Source organism: Thiopseudomonas alkaliphila (genome assembly GCF_001267175.1).
In the GTDB taxonomy this organism is placed as follows: domain Bacteria; phylum Pseudomonadota; class Gammaproteobacteria; order Pseudomonadales; family Pseudomonadaceae; genus Oblitimonas; species Oblitimonas alkaliphila.
Window position 1 is genome coordinate 168,292 of record NZ_CP012358.1, and the last position, 21,848, is coordinate 190,139.

At 49.1% G+C, this 21,848-nt stretch carries 23 protein-coding genes; 13 read left to right on the plus strand and 10 right to left on the minus strand.

Features of this window, described 5'->3' with window-relative positions:
* The first annotated feature begins 82 nt into the window (after positions 1-82).
* Genes AKN87_RS00790 through AKN87_RS00825 form a run of 8 tightly spaced genes read left to right on the plus strand, consistent with a single transcriptional unit; the run spans position 83 to position 6,710 of the window.
* Positions 83-808, plus strand: a complete 726-nt coding sequence (locus AKN87_RS00790) for an energy transducer TonB (protein WP_053102182.1) — start codon at positions 83-85, stop codon at positions 806-808.
* A 23-nt stretch (positions 809-831) separates the two neighbouring features.
* A complete protein-coding gene (locus tag AKN87_RS00795) occupies positions 832-1,926 on the plus strand; it encodes a hemin-degrading factor (protein WP_408033274.1) in 1,095 nt (364 codons plus the stop codon).
* Position 1,927: 1 nt separating this feature from the next.
* On the plus strand, positions 1,928-2,644 hold the full coding sequence (locus AKN87_RS00800) for a MotA/TolQ/ExbB proton channel family protein (RefSeq protein ID WP_053102183.1): 717 nt from the start codon (positions 1,928-1,930) through the stop codon (positions 2,642-2,644).
* Positions 2,641-3,051: an ExbD/TolR family protein gene (locus tag AKN87_RS00805; RefSeq protein WP_053102184.1), complete on the plus strand. Its 411-nt coding sequence runs from the start codon at positions 2,641-2,643 to the stop codon at positions 3,049-3,051. Before AKN87_RS00800 ends, AKN87_RS00805 begins: the two co-directional genes overlap by 4 nt.
* Positions 3,048-3,914 carry a heme/hemin ABC transporter substrate-binding protein gene (locus tag AKN87_RS00810; RefSeq protein ID WP_053102185.1) on the plus strand — a complete coding sequence of 289 codons (867 nt, stop codon included), beginning with the start codon at positions 3,048-3,050 and terminating at the stop codon, positions 3,912-3,914. Before AKN87_RS00805 ends, AKN87_RS00810 begins: the two co-directional genes overlap by 4 nt.
* A gap of 58 nt (positions 3,915-3,972) precedes the next feature.
* Positions 3,973-5,007, plus strand: coding sequence for a FecCD family ABC transporter permease (locus tag AKN87_RS00815; RefSeq protein ID WP_053102186.1), 1,035 nt, complete (start codon positions 3,973-3,975; stop codon positions 5,005-5,007).
* The gene (locus AKN87_RS00820) at positions 5,007-5,774 is read left to right on the plus strand and encodes a heme ABC transporter ATP-binding protein (protein WP_053102187.1); all 768 of its coding nucleotides are present in this window, start codon (positions 5,007-5,009) and stop codon (positions 5,772-5,774) included. Before AKN87_RS00815 ends, AKN87_RS00820 begins: the two co-directional genes overlap by 1 nt.
* Before the next feature lie 9 nt (positions 5,775-5,783).
* Positions 5,784-6,710: a ChaN family lipoprotein gene (locus AKN87_RS00825; RefSeq protein WP_053102188.1), complete on the plus strand. Its 927-nt coding sequence runs from the start codon at positions 5,784-5,786 to the stop codon at positions 6,708-6,710.
* A gap of 20 nt (positions 6,711-6,730) precedes the next feature.
* Here the strand turns inward: AKN87_RS00825 and AKN87_RS00830 are convergent, their stop codons facing one another.
* The 3 genes from AKN87_RS00830 to argH form a co-directional block, all read right to left on the minus strand.
* Positions 6,731-7,225 (minus strand): anti-virulence regulator CigR family protein, encoded by a 495-nt coding sequence (locus AKN87_RS00830; RefSeq protein ID WP_053101603.1) that lies wholly within the window; start codon positions 7,223-7,225, stop codon positions 6,731-6,733.
* Positions 7,226-7,293: 68 nt separating this feature from the next.
* A complete protein-coding gene (locus AKN87_RS12335) occupies positions 7,294-7,758 on the minus strand; it encodes a hypothetical protein (RefSeq protein ID WP_231692564.1) in 465 nt (154 codons plus the stop codon).
* Between the two features lie 78 nt (positions 7,759-7,836).
* On the minus strand, positions 7,837-9,234 hold the full coding sequence (gene argH / locus AKN87_RS00840; RefSeq protein WP_053102189.1) for an argininosuccinate lyase: 1,398 nt from the start codon (positions 9,232-9,234) through the stop codon (positions 7,837-7,839).
* A gap of 400 nt (positions 9,235-9,634) precedes the next feature.
* Here argH and AKN87_RS00845 point away from each other — a divergent pair, with 400 nt between their 5' ends.
* Together AKN87_RS00845 and AKN87_RS00850 are read left to right on the plus strand one after the other, a co-directional pair.
* A complete protein-coding gene (locus AKN87_RS00845; protein WP_053102190.1) occupies positions 9,635-10,660 on the plus strand; it encodes an Abi family protein in 1,026 nt (341 codons plus the stop codon).
* Positions 10,661-11,151: 491 nt separating this feature from the next.
* On the plus strand, positions 11,152-12,303 hold the full coding sequence (locus AKN87_RS00850; RefSeq protein WP_053102191.1) for an iron-containing alcohol dehydrogenase: 1,152 nt from the start codon (positions 11,152-11,154) through the stop codon (positions 12,301-12,303).
* A gap of 101 nt (positions 12,304-12,404) precedes the next feature.
* Here the strand turns inward: AKN87_RS00850 and AKN87_RS00855 are convergent, their stop codons facing one another.
* Both AKN87_RS00855 and AKN87_RS00860 read right to left on the minus strand, forming a co-directional pair.
* Positions 12,405-13,487: a calcium/sodium antiporter gene (locus AKN87_RS00855; protein ID WP_053101607.1), complete on the minus strand. Its 1,083-nt coding sequence runs from the start codon at positions 13,485-13,487 to the stop codon at positions 12,405-12,407.
* 155 nt (positions 13,488-13,642) lie between these two features.
* The gene (locus tag AKN87_RS00860; protein WP_053101608.1) at positions 13,643-15,034 is read right to left on the minus strand and encodes an SLC13 family permease; all 1,392 of its coding nucleotides are present in this window, start codon (positions 15,032-15,034) and stop codon (positions 13,643-13,645) included.
* 429 nt (positions 15,035-15,463) lie between these two features.
* On the opposite strand from AKN87_RS00860, the gene AKN87_RS00865 reads away from it, so the two are divergent.
* The gene (locus AKN87_RS00865) at positions 15,464-17,161 is read left to right on the plus strand and encodes a DEAD/DEAH box helicase (RefSeq protein WP_053102192.1); all 1,698 of its coding nucleotides are present in this window, start codon (positions 15,464-15,466) and stop codon (positions 17,159-17,161) included.
* A 97-nt stretch (positions 17,162-17,258) separates the two neighbouring features.
* On the opposite strand, the gene AKN87_RS00870 is transcribed toward AKN87_RS00865, so the two are convergent.
* From AKN87_RS00870 to purM, 5 genes are read right to left on the minus strand one after another with little or no spacing between them, the layout of a single operon-like run.
* Entirely contained in the window at positions 17,259-17,600 is a 342-nt protein-coding gene (locus AKN87_RS00870; RefSeq protein ID WP_053101610.1) for a HopJ type III effector protein, read from the minus strand.
* A 27-nt stretch (positions 17,601-17,627) separates the two neighbouring features.
* Positions 17,628-17,894 (minus strand): DUF1244 domain-containing protein, encoded by a 267-nt coding sequence (locus AKN87_RS00875; RefSeq protein WP_053102193.1) that lies wholly within the window; start codon positions 17,892-17,894, stop codon positions 17,628-17,630.
* 21 nt (positions 17,895-17,915) lie between these two features.
* A complete protein-coding gene (locus AKN87_RS00880) occupies positions 17,916-18,629 on the minus strand; it encodes a DUF3108 domain-containing protein (protein WP_053102194.1) in 714 nt (237 codons plus the stop codon).
* 17 nt (positions 18,630-18,646) lie between these two features.
* Positions 18,647-19,303 carry a phosphoribosylglycinamide formyltransferase gene (gene purN, locus AKN87_RS00885; protein WP_053101615.1) on the minus strand — a complete coding sequence of 219 codons (657 nt, stop codon included), beginning with the start codon at positions 19,301-19,303 and terminating at the stop codon, positions 18,647-18,649.
* A complete protein-coding gene (gene purM, locus AKN87_RS00890; RefSeq protein ID WP_053102195.1) occupies positions 19,303-20,364 on the minus strand; it encodes a phosphoribosylformylglycinamidine cyclo-ligase in 1,062 nt (353 codons plus the stop codon). The genes purN and purM overlap by 1 nt, the downstream gene beginning before the upstream one ends.
* A 104-nt stretch (positions 20,365-20,468) precedes the next feature.
* On the opposite strand from purM, the gene AKN87_RS00895 reads away from it, so the two are divergent.
* Both AKN87_RS00895 and rraA read left to right on the plus strand, forming a co-directional pair.
* Positions 20,469-21,332, plus strand: coding sequence for an alpha/beta fold hydrolase (locus AKN87_RS00895; RefSeq protein ID WP_053102196.1), 864 nt, complete (start codon positions 20,469-20,471; stop codon positions 21,330-21,332).
* Positions 21,333-21,359: 27 nt separating this feature from the next.
* A complete protein-coding gene (rraA, locus tag AKN87_RS00900; RefSeq protein ID WP_053101618.1) occupies positions 21,360-21,839 on the plus strand; it encodes a ribonuclease E activity regulator RraA in 480 nt (159 codons plus the stop codon).
* The last annotated feature ends 9 nt before the right edge of the window (positions 21,840-21,848 follow it).

Consider the following 21,848-nt stretch of genomic DNA (forward strand, 5'->3'; position numbering starts at 1 on the left):
GCCCATACACGATAAACGCTATTGATTATCAAATGCAAATGGTTCTTAATAGTGTTTGTTTTTAGGGAGTCTGTGTTTAACGATGTTCAAAGTGTTGGCTTATATTTTATTGTCTTGCGCTGTGCATGCTTGGTTATGGCTGAGCCTGTCGTTGCCTGCTGTGTCAGCTTCTGCAACACAGGCAAGAGTGGCACCCATCGCTTTGCACGTACCCAGCATGCAAGCAGCGCTGACCGTGCAAGAAAGCCAGGCACCAGCAAAACCTGTTAGCCCAGCATCACCTGCAACCGCTAAGGTGCAGTCTAAGCCTGTTGTGAAGCCGGCACCTGCTGCGCCAAAAGCCGCTGAGCCTAAATTAAAGACGGCCGAGCGCCAAGAAAGGGTAAATCATGCAGCAGCCCCACGTTCAGTCGCCCAGAGCACGCAGCCGATAACCACTCATCGGGCGGGTCGAGCGCCCACGGCTGCAGCACTGAATAGCGTCTCGGCTAAAACAAGCACGCCGGCCAAGCCAATTGAAGTGCTGAGTCAGCAACCAAGATTTAAGCATCAGCCTAAACCGCCGGTCTATCCGGCCTCCGCCAAGCGTAAAAACCAGCAAGGGCAAGTCTTGGTTGAGGTGCGTTTAACTGCCCAAGGGCAACAGCAAGAATTACGGATTATCCAGTCCTCAGGCGTCAGTAGCTTAGATCAGGCGGCACTGAATGCTGTACGGGGTTGGCAGTTTTTACCTGAACTGCGTCAGGGCTTGCCAGTGGCCAGTCGAGTGCAGGTTCCGGTTAATTTCACTTTAAATCATCGGCGTTAAGCCTAGGAGTCACTATGAGCCTTATGCAAACAACACTCGCTACTGTTGCAGCCGAGGAGCAAATGCAAAATTTAACAGGGCCAGAGCTGTATCAAGCTTGGCAACAGCTTAAGCAAACTCATCCAAGATTACGGGCCCGTGATGTGGCCGAGACGCTTGGCGTGACGGAAGCCGAGTTAGTTGCCAGTCGCCTAGGGGTAGATACGGTACGTTTACGGCCACAATGGAAAACCTTGCTGCCCGCCTTAGCTGGTCTTGGCAAAATTATGGCGCTGACTCGCAATCAAGATTGTGTGCACGAGCGTAAAGGCGTGTACCGTGAAACCAGCATTATGCCCAATGAGAAAATGGGTTTAGTGGTGTCCGCAGATATTGATTTGCGTTTATTTCTTAGTGGCTGGAGTTCAGTCTTTGCGATTGCCGAAGCCACCGCGCAGGGCGTACAGCGCAGCATCCAGTTCTTTGATCATCAAGGCGTGGCAGTGCACAAAGTATTCTTAACTGAGGACAGCGATGTCGTAGCCTTGGAGCGTTTAATCCATGATTTTACTGCGGCAGAGCAAACCGCTGAACTACAGCTTAAGCCTAAGCCGCCAGCAGTGGTTGAGTTGCCCGATACACAAATTGATCAAGACCGCTTGCAGCAAAAATGGTCGGAGCTAAAAGATACCCATCACTTTTATGCGCTACTGCAAAAACATCAGGTCACGCGTACTCAAGCATTACGTTTAGCCGGTTCGCAGTGGGCTGAAGAGTTACCGGTAGAGGCTATTGCACAAGTATTTGAGCGCGCAGCAGAGCAACAAGTACCCATTATGGTCTTTGTCAGTAACCGTCATTGTGTACAAATTCATAGTGGCCCTGTGAGTAATCTGCGTTGGGTGGGTGACTGGTTTAATGTACTGGATCCTGAATTTAACTTGCACCTTAAAGTCAATGCGATCAAACAGTTATGGCGCGTTCGCAAACCTAGTACTGATGGCTTAATCACCAGTTGGGAAGCCTTTGATAGCGCGGGTAACTTAATTGTGCAGTTATTTGGTGCGCGTAAACCAGGTATTCCAGAGCTGGCAAGCTGGCGCGCAATCGCGGAGCAAACGCCCGCGCTGGAGGCGTAGGATGCCGGCTTGGTTTGGTAGCATGGGGCCGCTGGGTTGGCCTTTAGCGCTGTGTTCAGTGTTGGCCTTGGCCTTGGTGCTGGAACGCTTGAGTGTGTTCCTGCGCCTGGTGCCACTGAGTCAAAAAAAGCTGCTGCGCACGGTGGCGGCCTGTCAGGCCTGCTATGCAGAAAACTCAGCAGAAAAAAATGTCCGTAACACAGCCAACATCACCCAAGACTCACCCTGTTCAAAGCGCAGTAGCACCTTAGCTGGCTGGCGCTATGGCGTGGCGTTATTACAGCAGCATCGCCAGTTAATGGCAGAGCAACGAGAAGAAGTGCTTACCTGCTGGCTGCAAGAAGAACGCGGACGTTTAATTAAAAACCTGCGTATTTTGCAGATGATTGGCATGCTCGCTCCAATGCTGGGTTTGTTGGGCACGGTACTGGGCATGGTGACCATGTTTGCCGGTATCGCTGAGCAAAATACCGCCGTAACACCAGCTGTATTAGCTGATGGGTTGTGGCAAGCATTATATACCACCGTGTGGGGCATGCTCATCGCGATTCCAGCATTAGCTGCAGGGCAAGGCTTTAGTTTATGGGCCGAGCGCTATTTAGAGCGAGTACAAGTACTGCTCAATCGCTGTCAGCTAGCGCTTAGTGGCTTAGCCATTGAATTACCGGGTAAGACCACCGCTGAGTTTGATCCGGGCTTGAACTGGAGTGGGGCATGATTCGTTTACCGCCCAGCATATCGCCAAACAATACGTTACTTCTAGATCTCACCCCGTTGTTAGATGTGATCTTTATCGTCTTGGTGTTTTTCTTATTAACGGCCAATCAGCCACTACTTGAAATGCCGGTTGATTTGCCCGCCACCGAAGAAAGTTTAGCACCAGCAACGGCTGAACAGAGACGGGAGGTGATTATTCTCGATCAGACTGGGCAATGGTATTACCGCAACCGTTTACAGACTGACTTTGCCGGCCTAAAGCAGCAACTGATTGGCGATGCACCGCAGCATCTGGATCTGGCGCTGCATAAACAAGCCCCGTTGGCGGATTTTTTACAGCTGATGGCACTGCTTAACCAATTGCAGATTACTGATACGCAAATCCTGATGGAGACCAAAATACCATGAAGCGCTTTACATGTTTGCTGGCAGGCATTGGCAGCCTATTAGCGATACCCGCTGCCTTAGCCGATGATTCAGTGAGCCGTATTATTAGTGCCGGTGGATCATTGTCGGAGTGGGTGGTAGAGCTAGGAGCTGAAAACCGGTTAGTTGGAGTGGATACCACCAGTAGTCATCCTAAACAGCTAACCCAGTTACCCAGTGTGGGCTATCAACGGCAGCTGGCTGCTGAGGGGGTATTGGCACTTAAACCGCAGCTGGTTTTGGGAACCGAAGAAATGGGGCCACCGCCGGTACTTGAGCAACTTGCAGCGGCTGGGGTCAAGGTGCAAATTTTGCCCAGTGATGCTGATCTCTCCGTATTAAATGCCAACCTGCTGCGCTTAGGTGAACTGTTGCAAGCTAAAGATGCAGCAGATCAAGCCTGGCAACAGTTTGAGCAGCAATTAACACAAGCCACACCTAAAGCAACAGTGAACAAACCCAAGATGCTGATGTTGTTTGGCGCACAACATGGTAGCCCATTAGTAGCAGGTAAAAACACCGTGGCCCATTGGCTAATTGAGCAAGTAGGGGCAGAAAATCTGGCTCAACATAGGGGTTATAAAGCGTTATCCAACGAGGCTTTGCTGGGGCTAAATCCTGAAGTATTAGTGATAGCCGATCGCTCGGCGGAGCAACAGCATGCATTAACCACGATGCTGAGTAGTTTACCGAGTTTGGCCAAAACTCAAGCAGTTCAACACCAGCAGGTAATCAGTATGGACCCAACCTTACTCGTTGGTGGACTGGGGCCGCGTTTACCGGCTGAAGTCGCGCGCTGGTCACAGATTATTTATCCTGCGCTCAGCCAGCAAAATAGTCAGTAAGTTAATTCCCTCCACTCGCACTAGGCGTAAGGTTGAGTTGCACTATGGATAAACAAGCATGATTCGTGATCGAGGAATCTTCATTGGCTTAACTGGGTTATTGCTGATCGTGTTTTTGCTATCACTGGCTTTAGGTCCGGTGAGTTTGGCCTTTGAGCATGTATTAAAAAGTCTTGGTTACTTGCTAGGTATTTATGCTGAAGCCGATGCAGCGCAGCAGCAAGCCAACTTAATTATTGGCCAAATTCGTTTGCCACGTACGTTATTAGGGCTGGCGGTGGGTGCGGTGCTCGCTTTATCGGGGGTGGCAATGCAGGGTTTATTTCGTAATCCTTTAGCCGATCCGGGTTTGATTGGCGTATCCAGTGGCGCGGCCTTAGGTGCGGCGGTAGCAATTGTTGGCACCACCTTAGTTTCGGTAGATATTCCACTGTTATGGCAGCCTTATGTGTTATCCATTTGTGCTCTCACTGGTGGATTGGTGATCACCGCGATGGTGTATCGGTTGGGGCGGCGTGATGGACAAACCCATGTGGCCACCATGTTATTAGCCGGAATTGCGTTGGCTGCTTTGGCGGGTGCATTGATTGGCTTATTCACTTATTTAGCCGATGACGCCACCTTACGTAGTTTAACTTTCTGGAATTTAGGCAGCTTAAATGGAGCGAGTTACGTCAGATTATGGCCGCTGCTCATCATTACAATAGGTGTGGCGTTATGGTTACCACGCCGTGCCAAAGCATTAAATGCCTTACTGTTAGGCGAGTCTGAAGCCAGACACCTAGGGATTAATACTGAACAGCTTAAACGTGAGCTGGTCTTTATCACCGCGCTGGGGGTAGGGGCTGCGGTGGCAGCAGCTGGCATGATTGGCTTTATTGGTTTAGTGGTGCCGCATTTATTGCGCTTAATTGTCGGGCCTGATCATCGCCTATTATTGCCAGCCAGTGCCTTAGCTGGGGCAAGTTTATTATTGCTGGCCGATTTAATTGCGCGTTTGGCTTTAGCGCCCGCTGAGTTACCAATTGGCATAGTGACGGCCTTAATTGGTGCACCCTTCTTTTTATATCTATTACTGCGGAGTCGAATCTGATGCTAAGTGCCAAGCAGCTAGAGGTGAAGCGCGGTAGCAAGACTATTTTGCACGATATTAATCTGAGCTTAGTTTCAGGGCAGATAACAGGTGTACTGGGTTCTAACGGCGCAGGCAAAAGCACTTTGTTAGCCGCCTTGTGTGGTGAGTTAACACCCACTCAGGGCGAAGTGATGTTTGCAGCTAGCCCATTAGCCGACTGGGATAATCAACAACGGGCGCAGCATTTGGCCGTATTACCGCAAACCTCAACGCTTAATTTTGGCTTTACGGTGCAGCAAGTAGTGGCTATGGGACGTTTGCCCTACACCACAGGGCAAGCAGTTGATCAACAGATTATCGAGCAGGTATTGCACCAAGTGGATGCCACCCATTTAGCTGAGCGTAATTACTTGCAGTTATCAGGTGGGGAGCGGCAGCGGGTGCATTTAGCACGGGTCTTAGCGCAACTAATGCCCGTTGCTGGACGGCAGGTCTTATTGTTGGATGAGCCAACCTCAATGCTTGATCCCTTGCACCAACACAGCACCTTGCAAGCCGTTCGCGCGTTTGCTGAGCAAGGCGGTGCGGTGCTGGTGATCTTGCACGATCTGAACTTAGCCGCTCGTTATTGTGACCAACTGCTGCTACTGGATCAGGGCCAGATAGTCATTCAGGGTTCGCCAGCTGAGGTATTAACTGCCCAGCGAGTGGAGCAAGTGTTTGGTTTAGAGGTGTTGGTACAACCCCATCCTGAACGTGGACATCCAGTGGTGATTAGTCGTTAGAGGTGCTTAATGAAAGGTTTACTGATACTCGGGTTAAGCCTAGTTTTAGTGGCTTGCCAATTAACTACACAGCCTCTATCGGCGCCACCTTTACCCAGCTGGCAGCCAAGTACCGGCGTTACTTCACCCCATAGTGTGGGAGCTATTATAGATCTTGCCAGCGGCGAATTATTAACCGCTGAGGCACTGGTGCAGCAGTTGGCTAAGGTGCCTAGGGTATTAATCGGTGAAAAGCACGATAACCTTGCACAGCATCAAGCGCAGCTATGGTTATTGCAAGCAGTAGCAGCCCAGCGACCAACGGGCAGTGTGGTGCTGGAGATGTTGCACCAGGAGCAACAGCCCTTGGTTACTGCAGTACAACAACGTTTGGCTCAGGGCAAGCAGGTAGCCGACTTAGCCCAGGCGCTTCAGTGGCGAGGCTGGGACTGGGAGCAATATGCCGAATTGATCCATTACCTCGTCGCACAACCAGCGCCAATTAAGGCGGCTAACTTTTCCCGTGAGCAGCTGCTGGCAATCTATCAACAGCCTCCATTATTGGCAGGTGTGCACTCTAATGCGGCAGAGGTGCAGCAGCAATTACAGCAACAGATAGCGCAAGCGCACTGCCAGCAATTACCGAGCGCTCAGCTGCCTAAGATGTTAGCGGTGCAACAACAGCGTGATCGTTTAATGGCTGAAGTGAGTTTGGCGGCAGCTACCCCGAGCCTTTTACTTGCAGGAAGCTATCACGTACGTAAAGATTTAGGTGTGCCTTTACATTTAAAAGATTTAGCTCCAGCTGCTGCCGAGCCTACTCAACTTAAGGTGCTGATCTTGGTTGAGCAGGGAGCTGCGCCATTGAGCCTGCAGCAGGCTGATTACCTATGGATCACACCTGCTGCGCCGGCTCAAGATTACTGCGCGCAGTTAAAGAAACCGGGCAAGCAGTAGGAAGTGGCAAGAAGTGGCAATTAGTTAAACACGTTTTGGAAAATTTCGTAGATTAAGCCCGTGGCTGCAGCGACCAGCACTACATTATTGCCTACTTGTTGCCACTCATAGCCCTGATAGTGAGGGAGCTGCTGGTATAAGGCAGGTGTAAGCTTTTTGGCGTGCCCTGGAGGTAAGGGCTTACCGCGCGCTAACTGTTTTTGAATACCAGGTGGCAAACTGCTGTAAGGCTGGTGTATGGGTTGCCCTAAGAGTAACTGCAAGATCGCGGCCCGATTCAGCTGCTCAATAGATGCATAGGGCTGATGGTGCTTAGATGGTTTGTGTTTATAACGTTTATGCTTGTGTTTGTATTTATGCTTATCTTTGTGAGCAGCTTTATGCTCATGTTTGTGTGCTTTACCATGGGCGTGAGCATGCCAAGGTGGATCAGCCAAGGCGTGGCTGCTGATGCCTAAGCCACCAATAGCTAGCAATGAGCTGAGTAAGTAGGCAGTAATAGCAGGTTTTTGCATAGTCTATAACCTCATTAATTCGATGAGGTTATAGAGCGATTGAATGCTTAAAAGTTCGAGCGGCTGATTTAGTCCTCTTCGGGTAGGCTAGGTAACGCGCGTAAGCCTTGCTCATAGCGAACTAAATCAAATGGACGGTCTTGTTCCAGCATCGCGGAAATTTCCCAAGCTAACACTTGGGCCATTAGCGCGATAATTTCATCGCGTGGTGTTTCGACCAATGTCAGCTTGTTGTATACCGCAGTAACAAACTCGGGGTTATTGGCGGCCAATTGATTTTCGATACTTTGTGCCAGCTCATTTTCTACAAAGCTGTCTTCATCTTGCTCATCAATGGCAGGGGTGGGGCTATCAGACACGGGGGACTCCTGGGGAGAGGCTGATTCTACCGGAACACCGCCTTCATCCATTTGACACAATAGGCATTCACCATCGCTCATTTGGCTGGTTTCCACGTAACGTACTCGGCGGCTGCCAGAGTGACGATCAGCAGATACTTGAAAACGGGTGTCTCTAGATTTCTCAGTCATCATGATGCTCCTAGGGCAGAATGCAGTAAGTCAATGGACTGCATTCCGCGTAGAAAGTTAAGTAACAAGCTTGCGGCTTGATTAGTTGCGTTGGCTCAACAGCTCGCGTCCGCGCTGGACAGCTTGGCGTACTTGTGCCGGTGCTGTACCACCAATGTGGTTACGCGCATTCACTGAGCCTTCTAAGGTCAGTACTTCAAATACGTCATCGGTAATTTTATCGCTAAATTGGCGCAACTCATCTAACGACATTTCGGCTAAGTCTTTTTCTTGCTCAACCCCATAACGCACCGCTAAGCCAACAATTTCATGGCAATCACGGAAGGGCAAACCTTTACCCACTAAGTAGTCGGCCAAATCCGTTGCAGTGGAGAAACCACGAATGGCCGCTTCGCGCATAAATTCACGTTTAGGCTTAATCGCAGGCACCATATCGGCAAAGGCACGTAGGCTGTCGCGCAGGGTGTCTGCTGCATCAAAGAGTGGTTCTTTGTCTTCTTGGTTGTCTTTGTTATAGGCCAATGGTTGACCTTTCATCAAGGTGAGTAAGCCCATTAGTGCACCAAAGACACGGCCTGATTTACCGCGCACTAACTCAGGTACATCGGGGTTTTTCTTTTGCGGCATAATTGAGCTACCAGTGCAGAAGCGATCGGGTAGGTCAATAAAGCGAAACTGCGCTGAAGCCCACATCACCAATTCCTCTGAAAAGCGTGAAAGGTGCATCATCGCAAGGCTTGCTGCTGAGCAAAACTCAATGGCAAAGTCACGATCAGATACGCCATCCAATGAGTTACCCGAGATTGCCTCAAAACCTAGCAGCTCGCAAGTAATGGTGCGATCAATCGGGTAGGTGGTGCCGGCTAAGGCCGCGCTGCCTAAGGGCATGCGGTTGGTGCGTTTGCGGCAATCAACTAAACGCTCATAATCTCGCGAGAGCATTTCAAACCACGCCATTAAATGGTGGCCAAAAGTGACAGGCTGGGCGGTTTGAAGGTGGGTAAAGCCTGGCATAATAGTATCGGCTTCAGCTTCGGCTAAGCCCAGCAAGCCTTCTTGCAAGCGAGTGATTTCAGCTAAAATCGCGTCAATTTCATCACGTAACCATAGGCGAATATCCGTTGCCACTTGGTCATTACGGCTGCGTCCGGTGTGTAGTTTTTTACCGGTAATGCCAATCCGATCCGTTAGGCGTGCTTCAATGTTCATGTGCACGTCTTCTAAATCAACCCGCCATTCAAATTCGCCGGCTTCAATTTCTTGCAAAATCGCCTGCAGCCCATCAGTAATGGCTTGGCATTCCTCGGCCGTGAGCACGCCGACCTTAGTCAGCATTTTGGCGTGGGCAAGAGAGCCCATAATGTCGTGCTTATACAGGCGCTGATCAAAGTCGACCGATGCGGTAAAGCGGGCTACAAAGGCATCCACGGGCTCACTAAAGCGGCCACCCCACGATTGATTGGTTTTTTCGCTGCTCATAACGGTGCTCTTACTGGGTTTATTAATAACAAAAAAGTGGCCTTATCATAGCAGAAAAGCCTTGGTAATTAATGCTAGGCCTCTTGACATCCACTAGCCCGAGGGTTGCTTGCCATAGGTAAAAGGCAGAAAAAAGGATTTCTGTAAAAACTGCTAGCGCTTAAACGTTAAATACTTTTTTCAGATAGGTAGACAAACCGTCCACGTCGCGGACGATAAAGTGTTCAGAATAGTCAAGAATTCAGCATAGGCTTTTCTGCTTGACTCACTGTAGGTGGCACAATATATTGTGCTTATTTTGTATTGGCATACAATATATAGAGTTATTTTGTTGCTGCTGTAGGCATAAAGTAGAAACCAAATAGCTCAGCTCCTAGACAACATCATCAAGCCTCGGAAAATGCAATACACAAAACCTTGGATAAGTTTTACTGAACAATTGGATCAGCTGATTGCACGTGGGCTAGAAGTTACCGACAAGCCACGCGCACTCGACTATCTGGAACGCATTGGTTACTACCGTCTGAGTGGCTATTGGTATCCGTTCCGTGAGCGTAGCGGTGCTCTGTGTCTACTGGATAATAAAGGCAGAAGTGGCAAAGTTTGTTGTTTGGTACTGGATGAATTTCAAGCGGGTGCCCACTTTCAGCACGCGCTAGACCTTTACGTGTTCGACAAGCAACTGCGACTGTTGGCACTGGATGCGTTAGAGAGAATCGAAATTGCTCTGCGCGTAGATATTTCGCATCTGCTAGGGAAAAAAGATCCGTTCGCCTACTTAAATCCCAACTTATTTCATGCAACATTCAGCACTAAGCTAGATCCAAAAAATGGGCTTACAGCGCACCACTCTTGGCTTAGTAAACATGCACAATTGATTAATCGTTCCAAAGAAGACTTTGTGCGTCACAACAAGCAAAAGTACGGTTTGCCTCTAGCCATCTGGGTGGCCTGTGAGCTTTGGGATTTTGGCAGCCTGTCGACATTATTCAATGGCATGCAAGAGAAAGATCAGGACGAAATTGCCAATCGTTACGGGCTTAGCAATGGCCGCATCTTTGCAACTTGGCTACGCTGTCTGAACTATTTGAGAAATATTTGTGCTCACCACAGCAGGCTATGGAATCGGAATATAGTGGACCAACCTAAGCTGCCTTCCAGTCAAGAGTTACCTTGGATTGCCTTCTTTGAAGGTAACGAACATGCAAGAGCACGTTGTTTTTTACTGCTTAAGATCACGCAGCAGGTCTTGGACGTAGTCAATCCCCGATCCAGTTGGTCAGTGCGCATGCAGGCACACCTACAAAGCTTTCCCGTAATGCCTGATCTAAACATCAACCACAGAAGTATGGGAGCTCCAGATAAGTGGCAACAAGTCTGGGAAATGCGGGCAATAAAAAACCCCTCAGCAGTTTCACCTGCCTAAGCAGAGTCAACCGAGAGGGGCCGTGTTGGCGTTAAAATTAAGCCATACAGCTGTCCTAGTCAAGAAAAATGTAGTCAACCCAAAAGGCTGCGGAGCCAAAAACTCAACGCAAAGGCCCCGGCCCCAAGGGCAAAAGGGCAGCACGGCAAAACGACCGTGTAATTTTAATCGTGAATTAGCTGCAGCAGAAAAAGAATTTAATAAAATATCTGCAGTGAATTGATCACTACATCTCGCTTGGCGAAGAAGTTAGCCTAAGTACGTTCAATATTTTTAAGTTTTGGTTGTGTGGGGAGCAGGTGTATTCGCCACCCACAAGACCGAGTCTTGTAGCGCATCGTAGGCGGTACGGGTATCTACATCTATCACTAATGTTTAATCTTTGTTTAATGGTTTTTTGCTTAAGATCAGGGTCTGCTCTGCTAAACAGAGTAGACTGCACTTTTATACCTATAGGGGTATCAAAGTAAATCATCTAGGAGATCGAAACTATGAGTACTGCAAGCTTTTTTATGCCAGTTGTTTCCTTATTTGGAGCGAACGTTCTAAATGAGCTGCCTGATCGAGTGACATCTTTAGGTGGAAAAAAACCGTTAATTGTGACGGATAAAGGAATGACGCAATTAGGTTATACCAAGCAAGTAACTGATTTATTAGAGGCTGCTGGTATTAGTTACAGTGTATTTGATGAGACCGTGCCCAACCCAACCGATGAAAACGTCGAGCAGGGCGCAAAGGCGTATCAAGCTAATCAGTGCGATATGTTGATTTCTTTAGGCGGCGGTAGCTCCCACGACTGTTGTAAAGGCGTTGGATTAGTGGTGGCCAATGGTGGGGTTATTGCTGATTATCAAGGCGTGGACGTAGCCCAAAAAAACTTACCGCCATTTATTGCGATTAATACAACTGCGGGAACCGCCAGTGAAATCACCCGCTTTACGGTAATTACCAATACCTCTAATCACGTCAAAATGGCTATTGTGGATTGGCGCGTGACGCCTGATTTGGCAATTAATGACCCGGCCTTAATGGTCAATATGCCGCCTTCACTCACCGCTGCCACCGGGATGGATGCCTTAACCCATGCGGTAGAAGCTTATGTGTCAACGGGGGCTAATCCAATTACCGATGCTTGTGCATTACAAGCGATGCGTTTGATTGCGCAATATCTGCGAGTGGCTGTGGCCCGTGGTGATGATTTAGAGGCACGGGACCGCATGGCTTATGCTCAGTATTTGGCAGGCATGGCCTTTAATAATGCTGGGCTTGGACATGTGCATGCGATGTCGCATCAGTTGGGCGGTATGTATAACTTGCCACATGGCGTATGTAATGCGTTGTTATTACCGCATGTCTGTGAAGCTAACTTGATGGCAGCCCAGGCGCGTTATGCGGACATTGCCGAAGCCTTAGGCGAAAATGTGTATGGCCTGCCGTTGCGTGAAGCTGCTGAAATGGCAATTGTAGCGATTCGTTGCTTGTCAGAAGATGTAGGGATTCCTGCAACCCTGAGTGAGTTGGGGGTGAAGGAGTCAGATATTGAAGAAATGGTGAAGCACGCGCAATTGGATGTGTGTGCGGTGACTAACCCGCGCAAGTTAAATGATCAAGAGGTGGCCGCGATCTTTAAAGCAGCGATGTAGTAGGCATAAGTCTTTTGCTTACAGCAAGCTAAGTGATGCATGAATGAAAAATCCCCAGGTCAATTAGGCCTGGGGATTTTTTGTTTGCTGAGGATTAATGCTTAAGCTTGTAAGCGCCACGCCCGAACACTGGTGAATAGCAAAATAGCTAAGGTGAGGGGTGCCAGATACCACAGAGTGATCTCCAGTAAGGAATGTGCGGCCGGATTACCTTGGGCATTAAAAATCAAGTAGCAGGTATAGGCGGCGTAATAACCTAAAAACAGCAGGCCTTCCCAGCGACTAATTTTCCAGCCAGTATAAAAAATCGGTAAGCAAGCCGCAGCCACTACAATCATCACCGGGTAATCAAAGGCAATCGCTGCGGGTGAAATGTTAATTGGAATCGGTGAGACCAAACCGGCTAAGCCTAAAACTGCCAGCAGGTTAAACAGGTTACTGCCGACAATATTACCCACCGCCATGTCACGCTCGCCTTTAATCGCGGCGATTAGCGAAGTGGCAAGCTCAGGCAGGGAAGTACCTACGGCAACAATGGTTAAACCAATCACTAGTTCAGACATACCTAAGGCTTTCGCTAGGCTCACCGAGCCGTTGACCAATAAAGTCGAGCCGCCCACTAGCATCACTAGGCCAACAATAATAAAGGCCAGGTGCTTTAACGTAGTGAATTTGCCGCTGCTGCCATCAAGGTACTCGTCATCCACCTCAACCGCTTCGCCCCGTTGTTTTGCCCGAATACTGCTCACGACCAGGTAACCGGTATAGGCCACAATACAGCCGAACAAGATGGCGCCGTCTAAGCGATCGTATTGGCCATCAAAGCCCAAAAACCACGCCAGTAAACTGGCTAAAATCATCAGTGGCACATCCACTATGACTAAACGCTTAGAAACCACTAAAGGGGCAATCACGGCGCACAGCCCAAGAATCAGCAGGACGTTAAACAGATTGCTGCCCACTACGTTACCAATGGCAATATCGCCTTGGGCATTAAACGCTGATTGGGTACTAACGGCCATTTCTGGGGCGCTGGTGCCAAAGGCTACCACCGTCAGTCCCACAATAAGAGGGGAAATACCAAAGCCGGCCGCCAGGCGCGCTGCGCCACGCACCAGCACTTCGGCGCCGATCACTAATAAGATAAAGCCTGCAATAAGATACAGAGCAATGGTTAAGGACATGGAATCTTCCTAGGGATTAAAGGGGACTTAAGCCTAGCAGAAAATAGTGAATCTGAAGTCAGTGCTCACTAAAAAATTATTGCTGGGGAGACGTGCGGCTGAAGGTGAAGACTCGGCTTCAAGTGGCAAACTCAGAAGCCGAGTGCTATTTGCCGTTACATTAAAAACAAGTAACCCCAAGCTGAGAGAATCACAATACACAGGATATTTAATAAGCCACCGGCTTTGAGCATATCGCTTTGTTTGATCACGCCGGTACCAAACACAATCGCATTCGGTGGAGTCGCTACCGGCAACATAAAGGCACAGGAAGCACCAATACCGATCATCATCACTAGCACCGAAGCCGGCATGCCCATTTTTTCAGCAATGCCAGCAAATACTGGCACTAATAGTGCAGCGGAAGCTGTATTACTGGTGAACTCGGTCAGAATAATAATAAAGGTGGTCACTGCGATAATAATAACCAGCGGGCTGGCGCTGCCAAAAAAGTGCGCTACTTGATCACCTAGTACGGCTGAGGCACCTGAGCTACGTAAAATCGCGCTGAGGGTTAAGCCACCACCAAATAGAAAGAGTACGCCCCAGTCGGTATTGTCGGAGATTTGTCGCCAGTTCGAAACGCCAAATACCACCACCGCAATCGCTGCGCAGAGTGCTACAAAGGTGTCGGGGCTGGCAATATTAAAGGTGCTTTTAATCCACGAGCCAAAAATCCAAGCGGCAGCGGTGATCAAGAAAATAGTCATCGCAATCACGCGCGAAGTGGTCCAAGGAATGCTCTCGGTTTTTACTTCGATTTTACGGTTTAGGTTCGGCCGAAAAACTAAAAATAAAGCCAGCATCATGACCGGCATCAGTACTCCCACTAAGGGTAGGCCATAACTCATCCACTGGCTGAAATCTAAATCCAAGGCTTTGGCGGCAATCGCGTTCGGCGGTGAGCCAACTAAAGTACCTAGCCCACCAATACTGGCCGAGTAGGCAATACCTAAGAGAATAAATAAGAAGGTCGAGCGTTCGTTTTTAGCATCGAGGTGACTCATAATCCCCATGGCTAAAGGCAGCATCATGGCAGCGGTGGCGGTATTACTGATCCACATGGATAAGAGCGCTGTCACAGCAAACATAAAGAGTGCGGTAATGCCTAAGTGTGAACCTGACAAAGAAATTAACCAAAAGGCGATTTTCTTATCTAGCTTTTGCACATGTAAGGCAGAGGCAAGGGCAAAGCCACCAAAGAATAAGAAAATAATCGGATCAGCAAAAGCGCTTAAAGCTTGCTTGGTATCCATATCCGGAATGCCCATTAGCACAGCGGTGACAGGAATCAACAGCGCAGTAATGGTGACATGGATAGCTTCAGTGAGCCATAAAATGGCAATCAGAACTAAAAGAGCCAGCCCTTTATTGGCTGCGTCGTCAAACGGCAGAAAGCGATAAGTCGCCCAAGAGGCAAGCACCGCAAGGGCGCAAATGATTAAACCGCGAACGATTTTATTATCCAGTTGCTCTGGTGTATCAGTAGGGTGTAACGGATGTTCCATAACAAGACCTAATTTTATCGTGTGCAAAAAAATCGACATTTTATAGACTTTAGCCGCAGAAGGCGCATAATTTTTTCTAGTTGGACAAAATGTAGCAGTCCAGCACGAATTTTTAGCTGGCCTGCGCAGCGCTTCAGCCAAGGACTCTTGGGTGAAACAGAAAAAACACCTGACTTATTAGAATAAATGCGCTATACTTCGCGCCGCTCTAATAAAGAGCCTTCGTTCAGGTTGCATTTCTTCGAAGAGCATCTTCGACTGCTTCGCTTAGCACGTATTACAGTGACTAGCGTCCTTAACGTTTTACCATTTCATTTACCGCGTTTTGCAAACACTCGCCGATAAGCTGCCTGGGTGATTCTTGATGAATCTTTCACGGAGTGCGCAGCCTCGTTTATGGGTTTTTGCGAATGCACACGAGGCATATCCATGACCCAAGAAACCGGCGGTTTTTCCGCACTCGGCATTCATCCTTCTGTTGTTGCAGCTATTACTGCAGTTGGCTACGAAGAACCTTCCCCTATTCAGGCACAATCAATTCCGTTGATTATTGCTGGCCACGATATGATTGGTCAGGCGCAAACCGGTACCGGTAAAACCGCAGCCTTTGCCTTGCCGATTTTATCAAAAATTGATCCTAGCCGCCGCGAACCACAAGTTTTAGTGTTGGCGCCGACCCGTGAGCTAGCGCTGCAGGTTGCTACTGCGTTTGAAAGCTTTTCTAAGCAATTGCCTGGCGTCAACGTCGTAGCCATTTATGGTGGTGCGCCTATGGGCCCGCAGCTTGGGGCGATTCGTCGTGGTGCACAAATTATTGTGGCAACCCCTGGTCGCTTAGTTGACCACCTTGGACGTAATGACAAATTACTTGGAACCATTAAGCACCTAGTGCTTGATGAGGCCGATGAAATGTTAAAGCTCGGCTTTATGGATGACTTAGAGGTAATCTTTAATGCCATGCCGGCTGAGCGTCAAACGGTATTGTTCTCAGCTACTTTGCCTAGCTCAATTCGTGGCATCGCCGAAAAGCACCTGCGTAATCCGCAACATGTGCAAATTGCCAGCAAAACCCAAACGGTTGCGCGGATCGAGCAAGCCCACTTAATGGTGCATGCGGATCAGAAAATTAATGCCGTGCTGCGTTTGCTAGAAGTTGAAGACTTTGATGCAGTGATTGCCTTCGTACGCACCAAGCAGGCGACTTTAGATTTAGCCTCGGCTTTAGAAGCTAAGGGCCATAAAGTGGCAGCACTTAACGGTGACATTGCGCAAAATCAGCGCGAGCGAGTGATTGACTCGTTAAAAGATGGCCGCTTAAACATTGTAGTCGCCACTGACGTAGCTGCCCGTGGCCTGGATGTGCCGCGTATTACTCACGTATTTAACGTAGATATGCCTTACGATCCAGAGTCCTACGTGCACCGTATTGGCCGTACCGGTCGTGCCGGTCGCGAGGGGCGTGCATTGTTGTTAGTCACGCCACGTGAGCGTCGTATGCTGCAAGTGATTGAGCGTGTGACCCGACAAAAAGTAGCCGAAATGACCTTGCCCGATGCGAAAACTGTTTTACAGGCACGTATTCGTCGCCTGCAGCAAGACTTGGCACCGCGTTTAGAGTCAATTAGTGATGAGCAGAACTTCCTGCTGACTCAGCTGACCCAGGATTTAGGTTGTAGCATTGAGCAATTAGCCGGTGCTTTATTAGCTAAAGCCACTGAAGGCCAAGCCTTTACCTTAAAAGGCGTAGAAAAAGAGCAGCCGGTGATTCCAGTTGCCGCCCGTGGTGAGCGCCGTGACCGAGGCGAGCGCGGTGATCGTGGTGATCGTGGTGATCGTTCAAGCCGTGGTGAGCGCCGCGAGCGTCGTCCACATTTACCAACAGCTGAAGGTCGAGTACGTTGCCGTACTGCTTTAGGTACCCGCGATGGCATTGCTGCGCGTAACCTGTTAGGCGCGATTTTGAATGAAGGCGGACTGGCCCGTGAGGCGATTGGTCGGATTCAGATTCGTGATACGTTCAGCTTGATTGAGCTGCCAGAAGATGGCCTAGAGCGCATCTTAGGTAAGTTAAAAGACACCCGAGTTGCTGGTAAAGCGCTAAAACTGCGTCGTTACCGCGAAGACTAAACTGTCTTTTGCGAGATAAAAAATAGCCGATCACTTGATCGGCTATTTTTTTGTCTAGACTTTAAGCGTCTAGCTTACAAGGCGAGAAAGAGGCGATTTAGCGGCGACTGAGGGCAGGCTGGGAAAAGTTTAGACCAGCAAAACCACTGAGCATAAATTGCCGGATATTTTGATGGTCTTGCCCATTGGGGGTGGCCAATACCTGCTGGTAGTGCTCGCCAAAGGCTTGCAGTGCCTGTTCTTGGCTTAGCTGCTCAAGTAGGGCTAAGGAGAAAATCTTGCAAGAGCCTTGGTTTTCGCCAGCCGCATTATGCAGCGGCCCATTACTAAAGGAGCAGGGGTGATAATGATAATGCTGAGCGATAAAGGCTAAGGTGTCGGCAAAGCGGTGGCTAGGCTGCTGCAGTGCCTGAATAAATTGATCAAGTGGTGTTGGCATAGATTGATTGGTGTTGGCATAGATTGATTAAGAGTTGTTTTTAGCAAAAATAGCCAGTTGTTCAGCAGTGGCTGGTAACTGATACTGAGCTTTCCATTCGGCGTAGGGCATGCCATACACCATTTCTCGCGCTTGTTCTAAATCCAGTGCAATACCTTGTTGAGCCGCCGCTTCAACATACCATTTGGCAAAGCAGTTACGGCAAAAACCGGCAAGGTTCATCAGCTCAATGTTTTGTACATCGGTACGTTGTTGTAAGAGCGCCAGTAAGCGGCGAAAACTCGCCGCTTGCAGTTCTAGTAGCTGTTGTTCTCCCTAGCGACCTTTTACTGGCTTGCCAGCAACTTCGGCTTGCTCTAAGACGATTTGATATTCTTTACCATCTTTTTCTACTTGGCGTAGGCTAACTAATAAATAGTCCCAGTCTTTGGCAAACCATAATTGGGTTTCGCGTTTACTTTGGTTAGGATCGCGTACTCGCTCGACTTTAATAGCCTCAATGCGACCGGCTTTAGTTTTGACTGATTCGCTGCCAACCACACGAAACTCGTAAGTATCAATATCATCGCCATCCACTACGCGATAACGCATACTTTTTTTCCCTGCCGCCACATCTTCTTGCAGAGCCAGTTGGTAGGTGGATTTATCGAGTAAGCCGGGCGTTAGGGGCAGGCTAATGGCTTTGCCTTTTTCTGAGCCGGTCACGGTTTTGGCGCTCCAGTCAAATGACTGCTTAATCTTTTTGCTTTTACCTAAACCGCTGCGGCTATATTCATAACTCAATGGCACTAGCTGATTGTTGGTTTGCTTAAGAGTACTGCTTTCTTTTAGACTGGCCACCATCATTGCGGCCTGAAAGCTTAGTTGCCAAGTGTCCCCAGCTTGCTTACTGAGGGAGCGCTCTGCGGTGCCGCTAAAGGGCAGTTGTTTAAAGTCAGCGGTATAAGAGGCATGGAAGGGCTTAAGTTCAGCAGCCAAGGTGGCGCTGCTTAGTAATGAAAAAGCTAAACCAATCAATAGGCGACGCATAACTTATGCTCCAGTGATTAATAGAATAATTGTTTGCCGCTGCTAGGTAACAGTTGGCCATCTAGGCTGGCGCCTTGGGCGGTAAGCACCAAGCGCTGCTGGGCAAACCATTGCACGGCGAGCGGGTAAATTTGGTGTTCGATTTGATGCACTCGCTGGGCTAATGACTCAGCAGTGTCTTCAGCTTGTACTGTTAAAACACCTTGTATGACTGTTGGCCCACCGTCAAGTTCAGCAGTTACAAAGTGCACGCTGCAGCCATGTTCACGGTCTTGGGCGTCCAAGGCGCGCTGGTGAGTATGCAGACCTTTGTATTTCGGCAGAAGTGAAGGGTGAATATTCAGTAAGCGTCCAGCGTAATGCTGAGTAAACTCAGGAGTTAAAATTCGCATAAACCCAGCCAATACCACTAAATCTGGCTGATACTGATCAAGGGTGTCGATCAGCGCCTGATCAAAGCTTAAGCGATCAGCAAAGGCGGTGTGGTTCAGGGTGTGGGTGGGAATCTGTGCCTGCTGGGCGCGCTGTAAGCCATAAGCCTCATTGCGATTACTGAGCACAGCGACAATCGAGAACAGATCGGGTTGTTGTTGCGCGGTATCAATCAGGGCCTGCAGATTACTGCCAGACCCTGAGATTAATACCACTACCCGACAAGGTGAGTGAGTGGGCATTAGTGTTTCTTTAGGTTGTTTAAAACAATGCGTGGCGCATCGGCGTCCGCTGGGTTGATTTGACCAATAATCCAAGGCTGTTCGCCTTGACCGCGTAAGTGCTCAAGCGCAGTCTCTGCTTGATCTGCAGCCACACAGATAATCATCCCTACACCACAGTTTAGAACACGGTGCATTTCGGTTTCATCAACGTTGCCTTGGGCCTGTAACCAGTCAAATACTGCAGGGCGCTGCCAGCTGGCAATATCAATGACTGCCTGGGCATTTTCAGGTAAGACCCGTGGAATATTTTCCAGTAAACCACCGCCAGTGATGTGGGAAATAGCATGCACTGCTGAGGTTTCTTTAATTAGTTTAAGGACAGGTTTAACGTAAATCCGAGTAGGCGCCATTAACAGGTCAGTGAGCTTTTCGCCCTCTAGTTCAACCTGATTAATATCTGCTTGGCTGACTTCAATAATTTTACGAATTAAGGAGTAGCCGTTAGAGTGTGGGCCGGATGAAGGCAGGGCAATGATCACATCACCAGCCTGTACTTTACTGCCATCAATAATGTCAGATTTTTCTACCACACCAACACAAAAGCCAGCCAGATCATAGTCTTCGCCTTGATACATGCCTGGCATCTCAGCGGTTTCACCACCAACTAGGGCGCAGCCTGCTTGCTCGCAGCCTTCGCCAATCCCCGTCACTACCCGCGCAGCAACATCCACATTAAGTTTGCCTGTGGCATAGTAGTCAAGGAAAAATAAAGGCTCCGCACCGCTAACCACGAGGTCATTAACGCACATCGCGACTAAATCGATACCGATGCTGTCATGTTTGCCAAGGTCCATGGCTAGGCGCAGTTTGGTGCCCACACCATCAGTGCCTGAAACCAGTACCGGTTGGCGGTAGCCTGCAGGGATTTCGCATAATGCGCCGAAGCCACCTAAGCCACCAAGAACTTCAGGGCGCGAGGTGCGTTTGGAAACGCTTTTAATGCGTTCAACTAAAGCTTCACCTGCGTCGATATCAACGCCGGCATCTTTGTAGCTTATGGAAGGTTGCTTGTTGCTCATGGATAGCCCTTTACAAAACACTGCGGAAAAATGGTGATTTTATCAGGCTTAAGGGCATCGGGCTATCATCAAACCACGGAAGCAGCCAGAGGAGGCAAAATTGCGTGACCGAAGTAACCCCGTTACAGATAACTGAGTACTGTTTTCAACAAGACCCTGTGCTGCAAACAACACCGCGATTATCGATTAAAGTGGTGCAAGCACAGGCCTTAACACTACGACCGGTCAAGGGCCTAGTGGTGCTTTGGCATGGCTTATTATGTGATGCTGGCTTTTGGTTATCGCGGCGCGGCCGAGGGTTAGCGGCTTATCTTGCTGCGGCAGGTTATCAGGTGTTGATTCCAGAGTGGCAACAGCTAGTCGTGAGTGGCGAGCAATTAGTGCAGCGTTATTTGCCAGCGTTTTTACGGCAGCTCGCTGTAAGCCAAACGCCGGTGCATTTAATTGCTCACTCGTTTGGAGGCTTATTAGTGACGCGGGCTCTACAGGCCTTAGCAATATCTGCTCAGGGCCCATGGCCAACTCCTGGTGCCGCCCCGTTTAACAGTTTGACCTTGTTAGCCGTGCAGGATCAGTACCAGCAACCAGAGTTTTTTGCAGCGGTTCAAGCCAGTGTGCAGCAAGGACAAAGCTTAGCTGAAGCTTTGGGGCTGTCTGGCCTGACTAATCAGACCCAGCATTTGGCGTATTTTTTAGCTTGTTATCAAGCTAAGTGCCAGCCAGTGTCTGATTTAAGCCCTTGGGTAGCGCAAGGCTTCGCTTATTCAGGGGCTGCAGATTTGAGTGATCCAGTAGCAGCCTGCGCCCAATTTTCCCAGCAAGTATTAGGCAAAAGGCAAAGCTATCAGTGTCTGTCCTTGGAACAAGGCTATCGGCAAGACTATAATCATCACTCGCTATTGATTGGTCGATCGGCGCAACAAGAAATCTGGCCATTGCTGTTGGCCAATCTCAACGCCACCAATTGATGCTTTTTACCTAAACTGGAGATGTTCATGAATATTGTTACCCCTGATCTATGTGATGAGTATCCACACGTACAAGTGGTTGAGCCAATGTTCGCCAATTTTGGTGGCCGTGATGCTTTCGGTGGACAGATTGTGACGGTCAAGTGCCACGAGGATAACTCAGTAGTTAAAGCCCAGGTTGATCAGCCAGGCGCAGGTAAAGTGATGGTGGTTGATGGCGGTGGTTCGCTGCGTCGCGCGTTATTAGGCGATATGTTAGCAGCTAAAGCAGCCAAAAATGGCTGGGCTGGAATCATCATTTATGGCTGTGTGCGTGATGTGGATGTCTTGGCAGAAACCGATTTAGGTATTCAGGCACTGGCTAGCCACCCAATGAAAACCGATAAGCGCGATATTGGTGATTTAAACGTTGAAGTAACCTTTGGTGGCGTCACTTTTAAACCCGGTGAGTACGTCTATGCCGACAATAACGGCATTATTGTATCTCCTACCGAGCTGAAGCTCTAAGTCGTTAGT